This window comes from Burkholderia mycopellens (assembly GCF_964265025.1).
Classification (GTDB): domain Bacteria; phylum Pseudomonadota; class Gammaproteobacteria; order Burkholderiales; family Burkholderiaceae; genus Burkholderia.
Genome location: NZ_OZ183804.1, coordinates 42,795 through 58,247, shown reverse-complemented (window position 1 = coordinate 58,247; position 15,453 = coordinate 42,795). Strand labels below are relative to the sequence as shown.

The 15,453-nt window shown below is 67.8% G+C and carries 12 protein-coding genes and 1 pseudogene; 4 read left to right on the top strand and 9 right to left on the bottom strand.

The features are described from left to right. Window positions 1-345: 345 nt before the first annotated feature. Window positions 346-2,199, top strand: coding sequence for an ABC transporter ATP-binding protein (locus ACPTTC_RS34265; RefSeq protein ID WP_423395804.1), 1,854 nt, complete (start codon window positions 346-348; stop codon window positions 2,197-2,199). A gap of 33 nt (window positions 2,200-2,232) precedes the next feature. Then, window positions 2,233-2,400: pseudogene (locus ACPTTC_RS34260) on the top strand (DUF4262 domain-containing protein); the annotation flags it as partial. Between the two features lie 51 nt (window positions 2,401-2,451). Here the strand turns inward: ACPTTC_RS34260 and ACPTTC_RS34255 are convergent. From ACPTTC_RS34255 to ACPTTC_RS34215, 9 genes are all read right to left on the bottom strand, one after another. Then, window positions 2,452-3,942: an aldehyde dehydrogenase gene (locus ACPTTC_RS34255; protein WP_423395803.1), complete on the bottom strand. Its 1,491-nt coding sequence runs from the start codon at window positions 3,940-3,942 to the stop codon at window positions 2,452-2,454. A 25-nt stretch (window positions 3,943-3,967) separates the two neighbouring features. Beyond that, window positions 3,968-5,383 (bottom strand): amidase family protein, encoded by a 1,416-nt coding sequence (locus ACPTTC_RS34250; protein ID WP_423395802.1) that lies wholly within the window; start codon window positions 5,381-5,383, stop codon window positions 3,968-3,970. 47 nt (window positions 5,384-5,430) lie between these two features. Continuing rightward, window positions 5,431-5,811, bottom strand: a complete 381-nt coding sequence (locus tag ACPTTC_RS34245; RefSeq protein ID WP_175969062.1) for a cupin domain-containing protein — start codon at window positions 5,809-5,811, stop codon at window positions 5,431-5,433. Between the two features lie 70 nt (window positions 5,812-5,881). Beyond that, window positions 5,882-7,174, bottom strand: coding sequence for an NAD(P)/FAD-dependent oxidoreductase (locus tag ACPTTC_RS34240; RefSeq protein ID WP_423395801.1), 1,293 nt, complete (start codon window positions 7,172-7,174; stop codon window positions 5,882-5,884). Between the two features lie 26 nt (window positions 7,175-7,200). Beyond that, a complete protein-coding gene (locus ACPTTC_RS34235) occupies window positions 7,201-8,763 on the bottom strand; it encodes a DUF3138 family protein (RefSeq protein WP_423395800.1) in 1,563 nt (520 codons plus the stop codon). Between the two features lie 21 nt (window positions 8,764-8,784). Next, window positions 8,785-9,726, bottom strand: a complete 942-nt coding sequence (locus tag ACPTTC_RS34230) for an ABC transporter permease subunit (RefSeq protein WP_423395799.1) — start codon at window positions 9,724-9,726, stop codon at window positions 8,785-8,787. Then, a complete protein-coding gene (locus ACPTTC_RS34225; protein WP_423396555.1) occupies window positions 9,723-10,706 on the bottom strand; it encodes an ABC transporter permease subunit in 984 nt (327 codons plus the stop codon). Before ACPTTC_RS34225 ends, ACPTTC_RS34230 begins: the two co-directional genes overlap by 4 nt. A 10-nt stretch (window positions 10,707-10,716) precedes the next feature. Further along, window positions 10,717-11,856, bottom strand: coding sequence for an ABC transporter ATP-binding protein (locus ACPTTC_RS34220; protein WP_423395798.1), 1,140 nt, complete (start codon window positions 11,854-11,856; stop codon window positions 10,717-10,719). An 11-nt stretch (window positions 11,857-11,867) separates the two neighbouring features. Then, window positions 11,868-12,989 (bottom strand): polyamine ABC transporter substrate-binding protein, encoded by a 1,122-nt coding sequence (locus ACPTTC_RS34215; protein WP_423395797.1) that lies wholly within the window; start codon window positions 12,987-12,989, stop codon window positions 11,868-11,870. A 241-nt stretch (window positions 12,990-13,230) separates the two neighbouring features. Here ACPTTC_RS34215 and ACPTTC_RS34210 point away from each other — a divergent pair, with 241 nt between their 5' ends. Together ACPTTC_RS34210 and ACPTTC_RS34205 are read left to right on the top strand one after the other, a co-directional pair. Continuing rightward, a complete protein-coding gene (locus ACPTTC_RS34210; RefSeq protein WP_423395796.1) occupies window positions 13,231-14,064 on the top strand; it encodes a helix-turn-helix transcriptional regulator in 834 nt (277 codons plus the stop codon). Window positions 14,065-14,216: 152 nt separating this feature from the next. Then, window positions 14,217-15,389, top strand: coding sequence for a porin (locus tag ACPTTC_RS34205; protein ID WP_175969057.1), 1,173 nt, complete (start codon window positions 14,217-14,219; stop codon window positions 15,387-15,389). Window positions 15,390-15,453 lie beyond the last annotated feature (64 nt).

Here is a 15,453-nt window from a genome sequence, read left to right as displayed (position 1 = left end):
GCGCCGGCGTGAACGATACGCGCGATCGTACCAACTTCATGCGCGATCGAACATCGCCGCGTGCGGCTGCGGGAAGACGCTGCCGGCTGACCGGGTGATTCCGTGCGTCGCGCGTGCGGTGCGGCCCACGTTCCCGGTGATCGTCGGTGGCGGCAACGCACTTACCTCACGCGACAGCCACTCCAGGCAACCGGCCTGCAACGGGATCGAATCGATGCGACACTGGCCGCCGAGCGGCGCGACAACGACGCGATCTTCGGCCAGACGGACGTTCCGGCCGAGCCGCGCCGCCGCCCCGACATCGAGCCGCGCCGGTCGGCGTGGACGCATCAAGGAGAGGTTTCAATGTTTTCGTGGTTTGAACGGCGCCTGCCGACTTTCCCGCTCGACGATCCCGCCACACCGCCGCGGGGTTTCTTCTCGTTCGTCTGGGCGTGCACGAAAGGCGCGCGCGGCTGGATCCTGCTGATCGCGCTGACGTCGGCCGCGCTGGCCGCATACGAAGCCGCGCTGTTCGCGATGATGGGCCGCGTGGTCGACTGGCTCGCATCCGCATCGCCTGCCGATTTCGGCGGCCGGCACTTCGGCACGCTCGCCGGGTTCGCGGCGATCCTCGCCGGCAGTGCGCTGCTGATCGCGCTGCATACGATGGTCAAGCACCAGGTGCTCGCGATCAACTTCCCGATGCGGCTGCGCTGGCTGTTTCACCGGCTGATGCTCGACCAGAGCCTGTCGTTCTACGCGAACGAGTTCGCGGGCCGCGTGACCACCAAGATCATGCAGACCGCGCTCGCGGTGCGCGATGCGCTGTTCATGTCGGTCGACGTCGTGATCGGCGTCACCGCGTACCTGATCGGCATCCTCGCGCTCGCGGCGAGCTTCGACTGGCGGCTGATGATCCCGCTCGTGCTGTGGGCGCTCGGCTACGGCCTGGCGTGCGCGTATTTCGTGCCGCGCCTCGGCGCCGTCGGTAGCCGCCAGGCCGATGCGCGCGCGCTGATGACGGGCCGCATCACCGACGCGTATTCGAACATCACGACCGTGAAGCTGTTCTCGCACACGCGGCGCGAAGCCGACCACGCGCGCCGCGCGATGGAAGCGTTCAAGGCGACCGGCGACGCGCAGATGCGGCTCGTCAGCGCGTTCGAGGTCGTCAATCACCTGCTGTCGACGCTGCTGCTGGTGAGCTCGACCGGCCTCGCGCTGTATCTGTGGATGCACGGCGAGGCAAGCGCGGGCGTCGTCGCGGCGGTGATCGCGATGGCGCTGCGCCTGTCGAGCTATTCGCACTGGATCATGTGGGAGATGACCGAGCTGTTCGAGAACGTCGGCACGATCCAGGACGGCATCAACACGCTGACGAAGGTGCACAGCGTGGTCGACGCGCCCGATGCGAAGCCGCTCGCGGTGCGGCGCGGCGAAATCGTGTTCGACAACGTGCAGTTCGCGCACGAGGACAACGACCGCGCCGTATTCGACGGGTTGAACCTGACGATCCGGCCCGGCGAGCGGATCGGCCTGATCGGCCGCTCGGGCGCCGGCAAGTCGACGCTCGTGAACCTGCTGCTGCGCTTCTACGACGTGGGCGGCGGCACGATCCGGATCGACGGGCAGGACATCGCGCACGTGACGCAGGACAGCCTGCGCGGCGCGATCGGGATGGTCACGCAGGATACGTCGCTGCTGCACCGGACGATGCGCGAAAACCTGCTGTACGGGCGCCCCGACGCGACCGAGCGCGAGATGCGCGACGCGGCCGCGCGCGCGGAAGCGTCCGAGTTCATCGACCGGCTGCGCGACCGCCACGGCCGCAGCGGCTACGACGTCGAGGTCGGCGAGCGCGGCGTGAAGCTGTCGGGCGGCCAGCGGCAGCGCGTCGCGATCGCGCGCGTGATGCTCAAGGACGCGCCGATCCTCGTGCTCGACGAGGCAACCAGCGCGCTCGATTCCGAGGTCGAAGTCGCGATCCAGCGCAGCCTCGACGACCTGATGAGCGGCAAGACGGTGATCGCGATCGCACACCGGCTGTCGACGATCGCGGCGATGGACCGGCTGATCGTGCTCGACGAAGGGCGCATTGTCGAGGAAGGCACCCATCAGCAGTTGCTGCAGGCGGGCGGCATCTATGCGGCGCTGTGGGCGCACCAGAGCGGCGGGTTCCTCGGCGAAACGGCGGACGCGGAAGGCGCGGAGCAGTAAGCGGTACCGCCGTGGCATCGAGAAACACACTATGAAGCCCATCTCGGCTGGAATCGCTGGTTCTACGGCAACGACGACTTCCCGTGCGTCCAGCTGCTGTGGCCGGACCGCAACGGGATCTTTCCGTGGCAGCCGGAAGCCGACGACGCGTTGAATGCGGCGCAGCCGCGGCTGTACGTATCGGGCGACGGTCGACAATGATCCCCGCGCCGGATCGCGCGACACGCCGCCAGCGCGCCGCGCGGCCCAAGGCTACAAGCGCACGACCGTCGACTTCAGCTCGGTGTACTTGTCGAGCGCATGCAGCGACTTGTCTCGACCATTGCCCGAGCGCTTGTAACCGCCGAACGGGAAGTTCATGTCGTCGCTGCCGTCGCCATAGCAGTTGACCCACACGGTGCCCGCGCGCAGCCGCCGCGCAACCGCATGCGCGGTCGAGAGGTCTGCCGACCATACGGCCGCGGCCAACCCGTACTCGGTATCGTTGGCGATCCGCACGGCCTCGTCGACATCGTCGAACACGATCACCGACAGCACCGGCCCGAAAATCTCCTCGCGTGCGATCCTCGCATCGGGTTTCACCTCGAACACCGTCGGTTCGACATAGAACCCGCCCGTCTCCTCGCGCACGCGAGCGCCGCCCGTGACGAGCTTGCCCTCGTCGCGCCCGGCGCCGATATACCCCATCACGCGATCGAGCTGCATGCGATCGACGATCGCCCCCATCGTCACCGACGGATCGAGCGGATGCCCGGGCGCGTAACGTCGCGACGCGTCAACCAGCTTCGCGACGAATGCATCCTTGATGTCGCGATGCACGAGCAGGCGAGAGCCGGCCGTGCACACTTCGCCCATGTTGAAGAAGATCGCGTCGGCAGCCGCCTGCGCGGCGCGGTCGAGATCCTGGCAATCGCGCAGCACGATGTTCGGCGACTTGCCGCCGAGCTCGAGCCACACGCGCTTCAGGTTCGACCGCGCGGCGCACGCCATGATCTGCTGCCCCGTGTGCGCCGACCCCGTGAACGCAATGCAGTCGACATCGCGATGCAGTGCGAGCGCCCTGCCCGGCTCCGCGCCGCCCGGCACGACGCTGAACACGCCGGGCGGCACGCCGGCGTCGCACGCGAGTTGCGCAACACGGATCGCCGTGAGCGGCGATTTCTCCGACGGCTTGAGCACGACGCTGTTACCGGCCGCGAGCGCCGGCGCGAATTTCCACGCGGCCATCAGCAGCGGGAAATTCCACGGCACCACGGCCGCGACGACGCCGATCGGCTCGCGTGTGACCAGCCCGACCAGATGGTGGTCGACCGGCGCGACTTCGCCGCCGACCTTGTCGATCGCCTCCGCATACCAGTCGACGCAATGCGCGGCGGCCGGCACGTCGATCGCCGTGGTATCGGCGATCGGCTTGCCGGTGTCGAGCGTCTCGAGCAGCGCGAGTTCGTCGAGATGCGCTCGCATCAGCGCGGCCCAGCGCTGCAGCACCGCCTTGCGGGCGCGCGGATTCATGCCGGCCCAGCTCCGCGCGTCGAACGCGCGGCGCGCGGCTGCGACCGCGAGGTCGACGTCGTCGGCACCGCAATCGGCCACGTGCGCGAGCACGTGGCCATCGATCGGGCTCACGCAGGCGAAGGTCGCACCGCCTTGCGCGTGGCGCACGTCGCCGTCGATGAACGCGCGGCCTTCGACCCGCAGCTCCGCCGCGCGAGCTTGCCAGTCTTCGAATGTCGGTTGATTCATGCGTTTCCTCGTGAAAAGTCGTGCATCACGACCCCGTGACCGGATCGATCGGCGTGAAGATACCCGCGCGTGCCTCGATCGCTTCGCCCGCGGCGAGACACAGCGCTTCCTGGAAGCGTCCGGCGACGAGCTGCACGCCGGTCGGCACGCCATCGCGGATGCCGGTCGGCACCGACAGCCCCGGCAACCCGAGCAGCGCGGTCGCGAGCAGCGGCCCCTGCCGGTCCACGATCGCGCGCATCGCGTCGTCGCCGTGCTGATCGGCGTCGATCGCGAACGGCCGTGCGCACGACACCGGCATCAGCAGCAGCGGATAGCGCACGAGGAACTGCTGCCAGTCGCGCAGCAGCGCGGTGCGCCGCGCGAGGCCGCTCATGTAGCCCTCGAGGTCCAGCGGCGTCGCGAGACGGCGCTGGCTCGCGAACGCGGTACGGATCGCCGCATCGCCGTGCTGCATGATGACGTCGCCGAGGCCGCTGCGCGCCTCGTTGGTCACCAGGTCCAGCCACAGTTCGCACGCTTCGGCGATCCGCGGCGGCTCCGCTTCCTCGACGATGCAGCCTGCTTCTTCGAGCCAGCGCGCGGCCTGCCGGATCGCATCGACCACCACCGGATCGGACGGCACGCCCGGCAGCGCCGGGCACACGGCCACGCGCGCGGGAAACGCGGCGTCGTGCGCAATCGGCGCGACCGGCATCCACCATGCGTCGCGTGCGTCGCCTGCCGTCATCGCGTCGAGCGCGAGCCGCAGATCGCCGACCGTGCGCGCGAGCGGCCCCTGCACGGACGCGAGCTGCACCGCGAGCGTGCGGTCCTTCGACTGTGTCGGGTTGTACGCCGGCACGCGCCCGGTGCTGGGCCGCAGCCCGGCGACGCCGCACGCGTAGGCCGGATAGCGGATCGAGCCGCCCAGGTCGTTGCCGTGCGCGATCGCGCCGATGCCGGCGGCCACGGCCGCGGCCGCGCCGCCGCTGGAACCGCCCGGCGTCAGCGACGGATTCCACGGATTCGACGTACGGCCGTGCAGGTCGTTGTCGGTGAACCAGCGGTACGAAAACGCCGGCGCATTGCTACGCCCGATCACGATCGCGCCGGCCTTGCGCAGGTTCGCGGTCACCGGGCTGTCCTCGTGGGCGATCAGGTCCGAAAACGCGCGCACGCCGTTGGTCGTCGCGCAGCCCGCCGTGTCGACGTTGATCTTCACGGTCACCGGCACGCCGTGCAACGGGCCGACCGGTGCGCCGCGCGCGATCGCGGCATCGGCATCGGACGCGGCCTGCAACGCGCTGTCGGCCATCACGTCGACGATCGCGTTGATCATCGGGTTCACCGCTTCGAGCCGCTGCAGGCAGCTGCGCGTGAGTTCGGTGGCCGACACGTCGCGACGCGCGACACACTCGGCCATCTCGGCCGCGCTGAGACGCCACAAATCCAGGGTCATGGGTTGCTCCTCGTTGATCTCGATGGTTGTCCTGAACCGGCCGTGCGTCACGCGCCCGGCTGCCCGGCCTGCGGCGCGTGCGACGCATAGATCTTGCGGCACGCTTCGACGACTTCCCACGTGCCGCGAAAGCCAGGCGGAATCACGAACCGGTCGCCCGCACGCAGCACGCGCTCACGGCCGTCCGCATCGCGCACGATCGCGACGCCGCTCAGCATCTCGCAATACTCCGACTCGTCGTACTCGATCGTCCAGCGGCCGGGCGTGCAAGCCCAGATCCCGCAACTGAACTGCCCGCACGGGCTGATGTAGTGATGCGACAGCGTCTGCAGCGGATTGCCGTCGAGCAGCAGCCCGCTCGGCACGCGGCTCTGCGTGAGCTTCGCCGGCGCCCGCATCAGGTCGACGAGATTCGTGATGTTGGTCATGAGTGCCTCCAGGGCGTGAGTGATTCGAAACGTTTCGGTGCCGCACGGACGGGCGAGCCGCCCGCACGGGTCAGAGCAGGTCCATCATCCGGTGCCAGGTCATCGCAAGCGCCAGCATCGGCGTGCGCAGCGCGCGCCCGCCCGGGAAGTCGCGATGGCGAATCCGGCCGAACAGGTCGAAGCGCGCGGCCTGCGCATCGATTGCTTCCGCGATCAGCCGCCCCGCCAGGCCCGTCACGTTGACGCCGTGCCCGGAAAAGCCCTGCGCGAAATACACGGTCGGCTCGAGCCGGCCGAAATGCGGCGCGCGATTCATCGTCGCGTCGATCAGCCCGCCCCACGCGTAGTCGATCCGCACGTCGGCGAGCTGCGGGAACGTCTTCAGCATGTCGCGTCGCATCGCGGCCGCGAGGTCGCGCGGCGTGTTCGTCGAGCTGCTCGCCTTGCCGCCCCACAGCAGCCGGCGGTCGCGCGTCAGCCGGAAATAGTCGAGCGCCGAACGGGTGTCGCAGATCGCCGCATCGGCCGGCATCGTCTCGGCCGCGCGCGCGTCGCCGAGCGGCTCCGTCGCGATCAGGTACGTCGCAACCGGAATGATCTTGCGCGCGAGCGCCGGCGCAAGCTGCCCCAGGTACGCGTTGCAGGCCAGCACGACATGACGGGCATCCACGTGTCCGCGTGCGCACGTGACGCGGTGATGCGGCGCGGCGCGATCGAGCGCGAGCGCGGGCGTGTCCTCGTGGATCGTCACGCCGGCTTCGCGCGCAGCCCGCGCGAGGCCGAGCGTGTAGTTCAGCGGATGCAGGTGACCGCTGCCTTCGTCACGGAGGCCGCCAACGTATCGGTCCGACGCGACGAAGCGATGCATGTCGGCGCGCTCGACGAATTCGTAGCCGCGATAGCCGAAGCGGCGCGCCGCGGTCTCTCTCCACGCGCGCAGTGCATCGAGATGGCGCGGCTTGTTCGCGGCGGTCAGGTAACCGGAGGTCAGGTCGCAATCGATGCCGTACCGCTCGACCCGCTGCCGGACGATCTCGACCGACTCCAGCCCCATCGCCCATACGCGCCGCACGTCGTCTTCCGGCAGGTAGGCCGAGAACGTATCGATATCGCACGCGTACCCGGCGATCAGCTGGCCGCCGTTGCGGCCGCTCGCGCCCCAGCCGATCTTCGACGCTTCGACGAGCACGACCGAATGGCCGCGCTCGGCAAGCTCGAGCGCCGCGGACAGGCCCGTCAGCCCGCCGCCGATCACGCAGACGTCGGCCGTCGCGGCCCCGTCGAGCGACGGATGCCGCGCACGGTTGTTGGCCGTCGCTGCATAGTAGGACTGAACATGTTGCTGGTTTTGGAACTTGAGCATGTGCAAGACTCGCGAACGGTGTCGCGTCAGAACGCGTAGATGAGTTGGGTGGCGAGCAGGTCGTTCGACTTCGCGTACGACCCGTCGTGACGCAGGAAGACCTTGTTGCTCGCCCAGTCGTGCCGGTATTCGACCTTCACCGTCACTTGCTGGGTCGGGTAGAACAGCAGGTCGAACGCGGCGGCCTGCCGGGTCGCGCCCTTGCACTCGAAGCCGACGCCGCCGTTCGCCTTCGACATGGCGAGGCAGTCCGCATCGATGCCGAAGCCGTTGTACGGATCCATCCCGTTGCCGTTCAGGCCGATCGACGAGCCGCCGCCGCCGTTCTTCCGGTTCACGAGCAGGTCGTAGCGCAGCGTCGCGCCCATGCGGCCGACCACTGGCGCGTTGAACTTGCGGTGCGCGAGCAGCGACAGCCCGAACCACTGCGCGAGCCCGCCGTTGAACGCGCCGTGCTGCTGCTGGCCGTAATCGAACTCGGCGTTGTACTGTGCATCCGCGAGCGTGTAGGTCGCATCGGCTTCGCCGAAGAAGAACGCGCCGTACGCGCCCGGCGCGTTGCCGCCCACGCCGTAGCGCACATTGCCGGTTGCCGGATCGACCGCGCTCGGCAGCGTCTGCCGGCCGATGCTGATCGAGCCGCCGACGTCGAGCGCGCTGCCGCGCAGGTAATCGACGCGCGCGGTGACGGTCGGCACCTTGTTGCTCGTCGTGATCGGGTCGCCGAGCGCGTTGACGCCGGTCTGCGTGACCGCGCCCGCGCTGCGGAACTGCTCGTTGCCGACGAAGAACTTCCACGCCCAGTGCCCGTCCGCGCTCTGGTAGTTGATCCCCGCACCGATCGACGAGCCCGGATCGGAGAAGTCGTACAGCAGGTTGTGCGTGAGCGTGAGCATCTGGCTCGACTGCTGGTATTCGTAGCCGCCGAAGCCCGTCACGAGCCCGCCGACGAATGCCGTCGTCCCCGACAGCGGCACCGTGACGACCGCCGTGTTGATGATGTCGAGCCCGCTCGCGCCGCTGCCCGTCATCATCGACAGGCCCGCGCCACGGTTCGGCATCAGCGTGATTTCCGCGGACGGTGCGGTCGGACCGACGCCGAACGTCTTCTTGATGTCGAGGAACACATCGCCGAACGTGCTGTTGTAGTAGGTGTACGCGTTCTCGTGGTTCGCGAACTGGAACGACGACGTGCCGGCACCGCGGTTGTAGACGTAAGTCGGGTCGAGATAGCCGGTCACCGACAGCCCCGCGATCGGGCCCGTGCGCGCGGCATCGGTCAGCGAATCGACCTTCAGTTGCTGGTTCGCGACCTGCTGCCGGATTTCCGACACGTCGTCGTTGGTCAGCACGGCCGGCGCCTGTCCATAGCCGGGCGCGGACGGATCAGCCACCGCGCCGGTCGCCGCGGCCGACGCCACCGGTGCGGCCGAAGGCCTCGTGCCGAGCCGCGATTGCAGCGCGCTCATCTGCCGTTGCAGCGCCGCGACCTGCTGCTGCAGCGCCCGGATCTGGTCGGCGCTCGAATTCGCCGCGGCCAGCCCCGGCAGCGCTCCGGCGATCAGCGCACAGAGCATCTTCTTTTTCATGGCATGTCTCCTGGTCGTTCGTCATTTCGTGGGATGCGGGATGCGGTCGTGCAGCGGCGGCGCGGCCGGCGGACGCACGGGCGGCATGGCGGACGGCGCCGCGGGGGCGCCGGATACCCCGGGCGCGAGTGCCGCGTGCCACATCCGCGTGTCGCGCGCCTGCCGACGCTCGCGGGCCAGCATGGCGCGGTTCACGACGACGACGCCGATCGTCACCGCCGTGATGAACACCGTGGCGAGCGCATTCATCTCCGGGTTGAGCCCCATCCGCACGCGGGAAAACACGACGAGCGGCAGCGTCGTCGAGCCGGGACCCGACAGGAACGCAGACAGGATCACGTCGTCGATCGACACCGTGAACGCGAGCAGCCAGCCGGACACCAGCGCCTGCGCGATCAGCGGCAGCGTGATCACGAAGCACACCTTCCACGGCCGCGCGCCGAGGTCGAGCGCGGCCTCCTCGATCGAACGATCGAGCGCCTTCACGCGCGACTGCACGATCACCGCGACGAACGACAGGCACAACATCACGTGGCCGATCCAGATCGTCAGCCAGCCGCGCCCGGCCGGCCAGCCGAAGGCCTGCTGCATCGCGACGAACAGCAGCAGCAGCGAGATGCCCTGAATCACCTCCGGAATCACCAGCGGCGCGTTGATCATCGCGGCATACAGCGTGAAGCCACGAAAGCGCCCCATGCGGGCGAGCACGAAGCCGGCCCAGGTGCCGATCGCGACCGACGCGGTCGCCGTCAGCAGCGCGATCTTCAACGACAGCCATGCGGCCGTGAGCAATTCGTCATCGCGAAGCAGCGCGCCGTACCACTTCAGCGAGAAACCCGACCACACCGTGACCAGCTTCGACGCGTTGAACGAGTAGACGACCAGGCTGACGATCGGGATGTACAGGAACAGGAAGCCCGCGCCCAGCACGCACGCGGACAGGATGCGATGCGCGCGGGTCATGGCCTGGCCTCCGCTTCGGCCTGGTTGTAATGGAGCAGCGCCATCGGCACGAGCAGCAGCAGCACCATCGTCACCGTCACCGCGGACGCCATCGGCCAATCCATGTTGTTGAAAAATTCATCCCACATCACGCGGCCAAGCATCAGCGTGTTCGCGCCGCCGAGCAGCTCGGGAATCACGTATTCGCCGACCGCCGGAATGAACACGAGCAGGCTGCCCGCGACGATACCGTTCTTCGACAGCGGCAGCGTGATGCGCCAGAACGCGGACCACGGCGTTGCGCCGAGATCGTTCGCGGCCTCGAGCAACGTGAGGTCCATCTTCACGAGGTGCGCGTACAGCGGCATCACCATGAACGGCAGGTACGAATAGACCATCCCGATGTAGACGCCCGCGTCGCTGTGATACAGCCGCAGCGGCGTCGCGATCACGCCGAGCGCCGCCAGCACATGATTCAGCAGCCCGTCGTCCTTCATGATCCCGACCCACGCATAGACGCGGATCAGGAACGACGTCCAGAACGGCAGCATCACGGCCATCATCAGCAGGTTGCGGCGGGCCGGCGCCGAGCGCGCGATGCAGTACGCGATCGGATAGCCGGCCAGCAGGCACATCAGCGTCGATGCCGCGGCCATCTTCAGCGAGCTGACGTAGGTGTTCAGGTACAGGTCGTCCTGCAGCAGCAGCGCGTAATGCTTCAGCGACAGCACGACCTGCACGGTGCCTGCCTCCAGCCGCGCGAGTGCGGTGTACGGCGGGATGCCGAGCATCGGGTCGGCGAAGCTGATCTTCAGCACCAGCACGAACGGCAGCGCGAAGAAGATCGCGAGCCACATGAACGGCACGCCGATCGCGACGCTGCGGCCCGACGGCAACAAGCGCGACAGCGCGGCGAAGCGGCCCGGGCAGGCGCGGCAGGCGCCGGTGCCCGCGGCGCCTGCAGGCACCGGCGCGGAAGGCGTGGAAGCGGAGGTTCTCATCATGGCGTCCTCACTGCGTCAGCACGACGCCGCTGGCCGGCGACCACGACACGAACACGTCGTCGTTCCACGCCGGCGCGCCGTCGTTCATCAGGTGCGAGCTCGACAGGTTCGACACCACCGTCTTGCCGCTCGGCAGGCGCACGTGATACAGCGAGTAGCTGCCCATGTACGCGATGTCGGTCACGACGCCGTGCGCCCAGTTGTGTTTCGAACCCGGCTTCTCGCGCGACACGTGCACGCGTTCCGGGCGCACCGAGATGCCGACCGGCATCCCGAGCGGGCCCGTCACGCCGTGGCTCACATACATGCGTGCCTCGAGGTCGTCGCTCTCGACGAAGATGTGATCGGGCTCGTCCTCGACCACGCGCCCCTCGAACAGGTTGGTCGAGCCGATGAATTCGGCCGAGAAGCGGCTGTTCGGGTATTCGTAGACTTCGCCCGGCGAGCCGATCTGCACGATCTTGCCTTCGCTCATCACCGCGAGGCGGCTCGCCATCGTCATCGCCTCTTCCTGGTCGTGCGTAACCATCACGCAGGTCACGTCGACCTTCTCGATGATGTTCACCAGTTCGAGCTGGGTCTTCTGGCGGATCTTCTTGTCGAGCGCGGACATCGGCTCGTCGAGCAGCAGCAGCTTCGGGCGCTTGACCAGCGAGCGGGCCAGCGCGACGCGCTGCTGCTGGCCGCCGGACAGCTGGTGCGGCTTGCGCTTCGCGTACTTGCTCATCTGCACGAGCGCGAGCGCATCGGCCACGCGCTCCTTGATCTCGTTTTTCGGCGTGCCTTCCTGCTTCAGGCCGAACGCGACGTTCGATTCGACCGTCATGTGCGGGAACAGCGCGTACGACTGGAACATCATGTTCACCGGACGGCGGTACGGCGGCAGCGCGGCGAGATCCTCGCCGTCGACGAAGATCCTGCCGGAGGTGGCCGTCTCGAGCCCGGCGAGCATGCGCAGCAACGTCGACTTGCCGCAGCCCGAGCTGCCGAGCAGCGCAAACAGTTCGTTTTTAGCGATCGTCAGGTTCACGTTGTCGACGGCCGTGCTGTCGCCGAATTTCTTCACGACGTTTTCGATGCGCACGAACGTGTCCGCATCGCGGCGGGTGCCGGCCGCAACCGAGGCGGCAGGGAGCGTAGGGATCATCGTCGTTTCCCTCAACCGCCCGACTTCAGCTGCAACCACAGACGGTTCTGCATCCGCGCGATGTCGGCGCTGCGCGGCATCGCGAGCGACGCTTTTGCGATCGTCGCGTCCGACAGGTAGATGCTCGGGTCCTGCACGATCGCCGGCGTCACGAACGGGCGCGCGGCCTTGTTGGCGCTCGGGTAGAAGATCTCGTTCGTGATCGCCGCGTTGGTCTTCGGGTCCTCGATGTAGTTGATCCACTTCAGCGCGGCTTCCGGATGCGGCGCGTCCTTCGGGATCGCCATCACGTCGAACCACAGCAGGCCGCCTTCCTTCGGATTCACGTAGCGGATCTCGTACGCGCGCTTCGCGTCCAGCGTACGCCGCCGCGCGATGCCGACGTCGCCTGACCAGCCCAGCACGACGCAGACATCGTTGTTCGCCAGGTCGTCCGCATAGCCGGCCGAGCTGAACTGCGTGACGTACGGGCGGATCTTCCTCAGCGCCTCGTAGGCCGCCTGATAGTCGGCCGGGTTCTTGCTCTCGGGATCCTTGCCCAGGTATTGCAGCGCCGCCGCGAACGCGGCGTCCGGCGCATCGAGCAGCGAGATGCCGCAGCCTTTCAGCTTCGCCGCGTTCGCTGGGTCGAACAGCAGCGCCCAGCTGTCGGTCGGCGCGGTGTCGCCGAGGCGCTTCCTGACCGCCTCGACGTTGTAGCCGATCCCCGTCGTGCCCCACGCCCACGGTACGCCGTACTGGTTGCCCGGGTCGGCCTTCGCGACCATCTTCATCAGCACCGGGTCGAGGTTCGCGAGATTCGGCAGCTTCGACTTGTCGAGCTTCTGGTACACGCCGGCCTGGATCTGCTGCGCGAGGTAGTTGGACGTCGGCACGACGATGTCGTAGCCCGAGCTGCCCGCGAGCAGCTTCGTCTGCAGCGTATCGTCGCTGTCGTAGCTGTCGTAGCGCACCTTGATGCCCGACTGCTTCTCGAAGGTGGGCACGGTGTCCTTCGCGATGTACTCCGACCAGTTGTACACGTTCAGGTTGGCCTCGCCGGCATGGGCGGACAGGCTGGCCGCGAGGGCCAGCCCGGCTGAAGCGACGCACGCGGCGCGCAAGACCGGGTGACGACGGATACGGATACGCATGGGGAGTCTCCTTGTGATGGGGATCGGCCGTTGCGCCCGGTCCGGGTCCGGACTCGCGTCAACGCCGTCAAGCGGTGTTCAGCACAAGGGGCAATGTAGAGATCGCGGCCCGCACCGTCAGTCCCGAAAACCGGGACAAACGGCAACGCCGTTCGGGGCCGCTTGGGTAGATTCCCGCGTAGGCAGTCGAAAATATTCGTGATACCTGTAGCGCCACCTGACATCCTCGAAACTCGACGCCATGAGCGCTGCGCTTCCCGCCCCCGATCTCCCGCTGAGCCACGTCGCGTTCGTGACCGAAACGCTCGGCGACATCGCGCAAGTCGTCGGGACGCCGCAGTTCATGCGCGCCGTCTACGACACCCTCGTGCGCTACGTCGACTTCGACGCCGTGCATCTCGACTACGAGCGCAGTGCATCGTCGAGCCGCCGCAGCATCGGCTGGATCGGCAGCTTCGGCCGCGAGCCCGAGCTGGTTGCGCAGGTCATGCGCCACTACTACCGCAGTTACGCAAGCGACGATGCAACCTACGCGGCGATCGAAACCGAAAACGATGTGCAGTTGCTGCAGGTGTCCGCGCAGCGCGTGGCGAGCGAGCTGCGCCATCTGTTCTTCGATGCCGGCGACATTCACGACGAATGCGTGATCGCGGGCGTGACGGGCGGCACGCGTTACTCGATCTCGATCGCGCGCTCGCGGCGGTTGCCGCCGTTTTCGCTGAAGGAGCTGAGCCTGTTGAAGCAACTTTCCCAGGTCGTGCTGCCGCTGGCGTCCGCGCACAAGCGCCTGCTCGGCGCGATCCCGGCGGACGACGCGCCACGCGACGAGTTCGATCTCGACCTCGTCGCGCAATGGCTGCCGCAATGGCAGGAACGCTTGACCGCGCGCGAGATGCACGTGTGCGCGTCGTTCATCCAGGGCATGACGTCGGCCGCCATCGCACAAGCGATGGGGCTCAAGACGTCCACGGTCGACACGTACGCGAAGCGCGCGTTCGCGAAGCTCGGCGTCGACTCGCGCCGGCAGCTGATGACGCTCGTGCTGAGAAACGCGTCGCGGCGGCACGACGCATAGCGCCCCTGTGCACCGGCCGTCAACCGGTTGCGCGCGCATCCATCCCCGCACCGCCTCATAACGATCCGACTATTTATTGGTTCCCTCGACGATGCGCTGTCCGTATCGTTCACCGACTCGTCAGACCAATCGACCAACGGGGGAATCCAACAATGAAACAGATCCGTTCATTCGCACTGCTCGCACTGCCGGCCGCGCTCCACGCAGCCGGCGCTCACGCGCAAAGCAGCGTCACGCTGTACGGTATCGCCGATGCGGGCATCGCCTACGTGCACAACGCGCAGAACGCGAACGGCAGCAACGCGTCGAGCCTCGTCAAGTTCAGCAGCGGCAACCTGTCGGGTAGCCGCTGGGGGCTGCGCGGCACCGAGGATCTCGGCGGCGGCCTGGCCGCGCTGTTCCAGCTCGAAAACGGCTTCAACATCGGCACGGGCGCGCTCGGCCAGGGCAGTCGCGAATTCGGCCGCAAGGCCGTCGTCGGCCTCGCGAGCAGCACGTACGGCACCGTCACGCTCGGCCGCCAGTACGATCCGGTCGTCGATCTCGTGCAGGGCCTCACGCAGGACAATTACTTCGGCGGCGTGTTCGCGACGCCGGGCGACCTCGACAACTACGACAACAGCCTGCGCGTCAGCAACTCGGTGAAGTACACGAGCCCGCTGATCTCGGGCTTCCAGTTCGAAGGCCTGTACGGTTTCGGCGGCGTCGCGGGCGCCACCGGCAGCGGCCGCACGTACAGCTTCGGCGCAAGCTACGCGAACGGCCCGCTGTCGCTCGGCGCCGGCTTCTTCTACGCGAACGGCGGCTCCAGCGTCGCGAACGGCGTGCGTACGTGGTCGAGCAGCTCGGACACGCTGTTCAACACCGTGATCAACCAGGGCTTCTCGAGCGCGAAGTCGATCCAGATCGTGCGCGTGGCCGGCCAGTACGTCGCCGGGCCCGCCACCTTCGGCCTTGCGTATTCGAATACGCAGTACGGCGCCGACACGCTGTCGGCATTCAGCCAGAACGCGAAGTTCAACAACGGCTCGGCGTTCTTCAACTGGCAGTTCTCGCCGGCGCTGCGCGCGGGCGTCGGCTACAACTACACGTCGCTGACGGGGCCGAGTTCCGCACACTACAACCAGGTCAACCTCGGCGCGGACTACGCGCTGTCGAAACGCACCGACCTGTATGCGCTGTTCGGCTACCAGAAGGCGAGCGGCAACACGCTCAACGCGAACGGCGCGGTCGTGAAGGCCGCCGCGTCGGTCGGCTCGTACGGCGTGAACTCCGGCACCGATACGCAGGAGCTCGCGATCGTCGGGATTCGCCACAAGTTCTGATCGCGCCGCCGCGCGGCGGCAACGACGACAGCCGGCAGGCGCGCACCGCGGTGCGCGCCTGCGG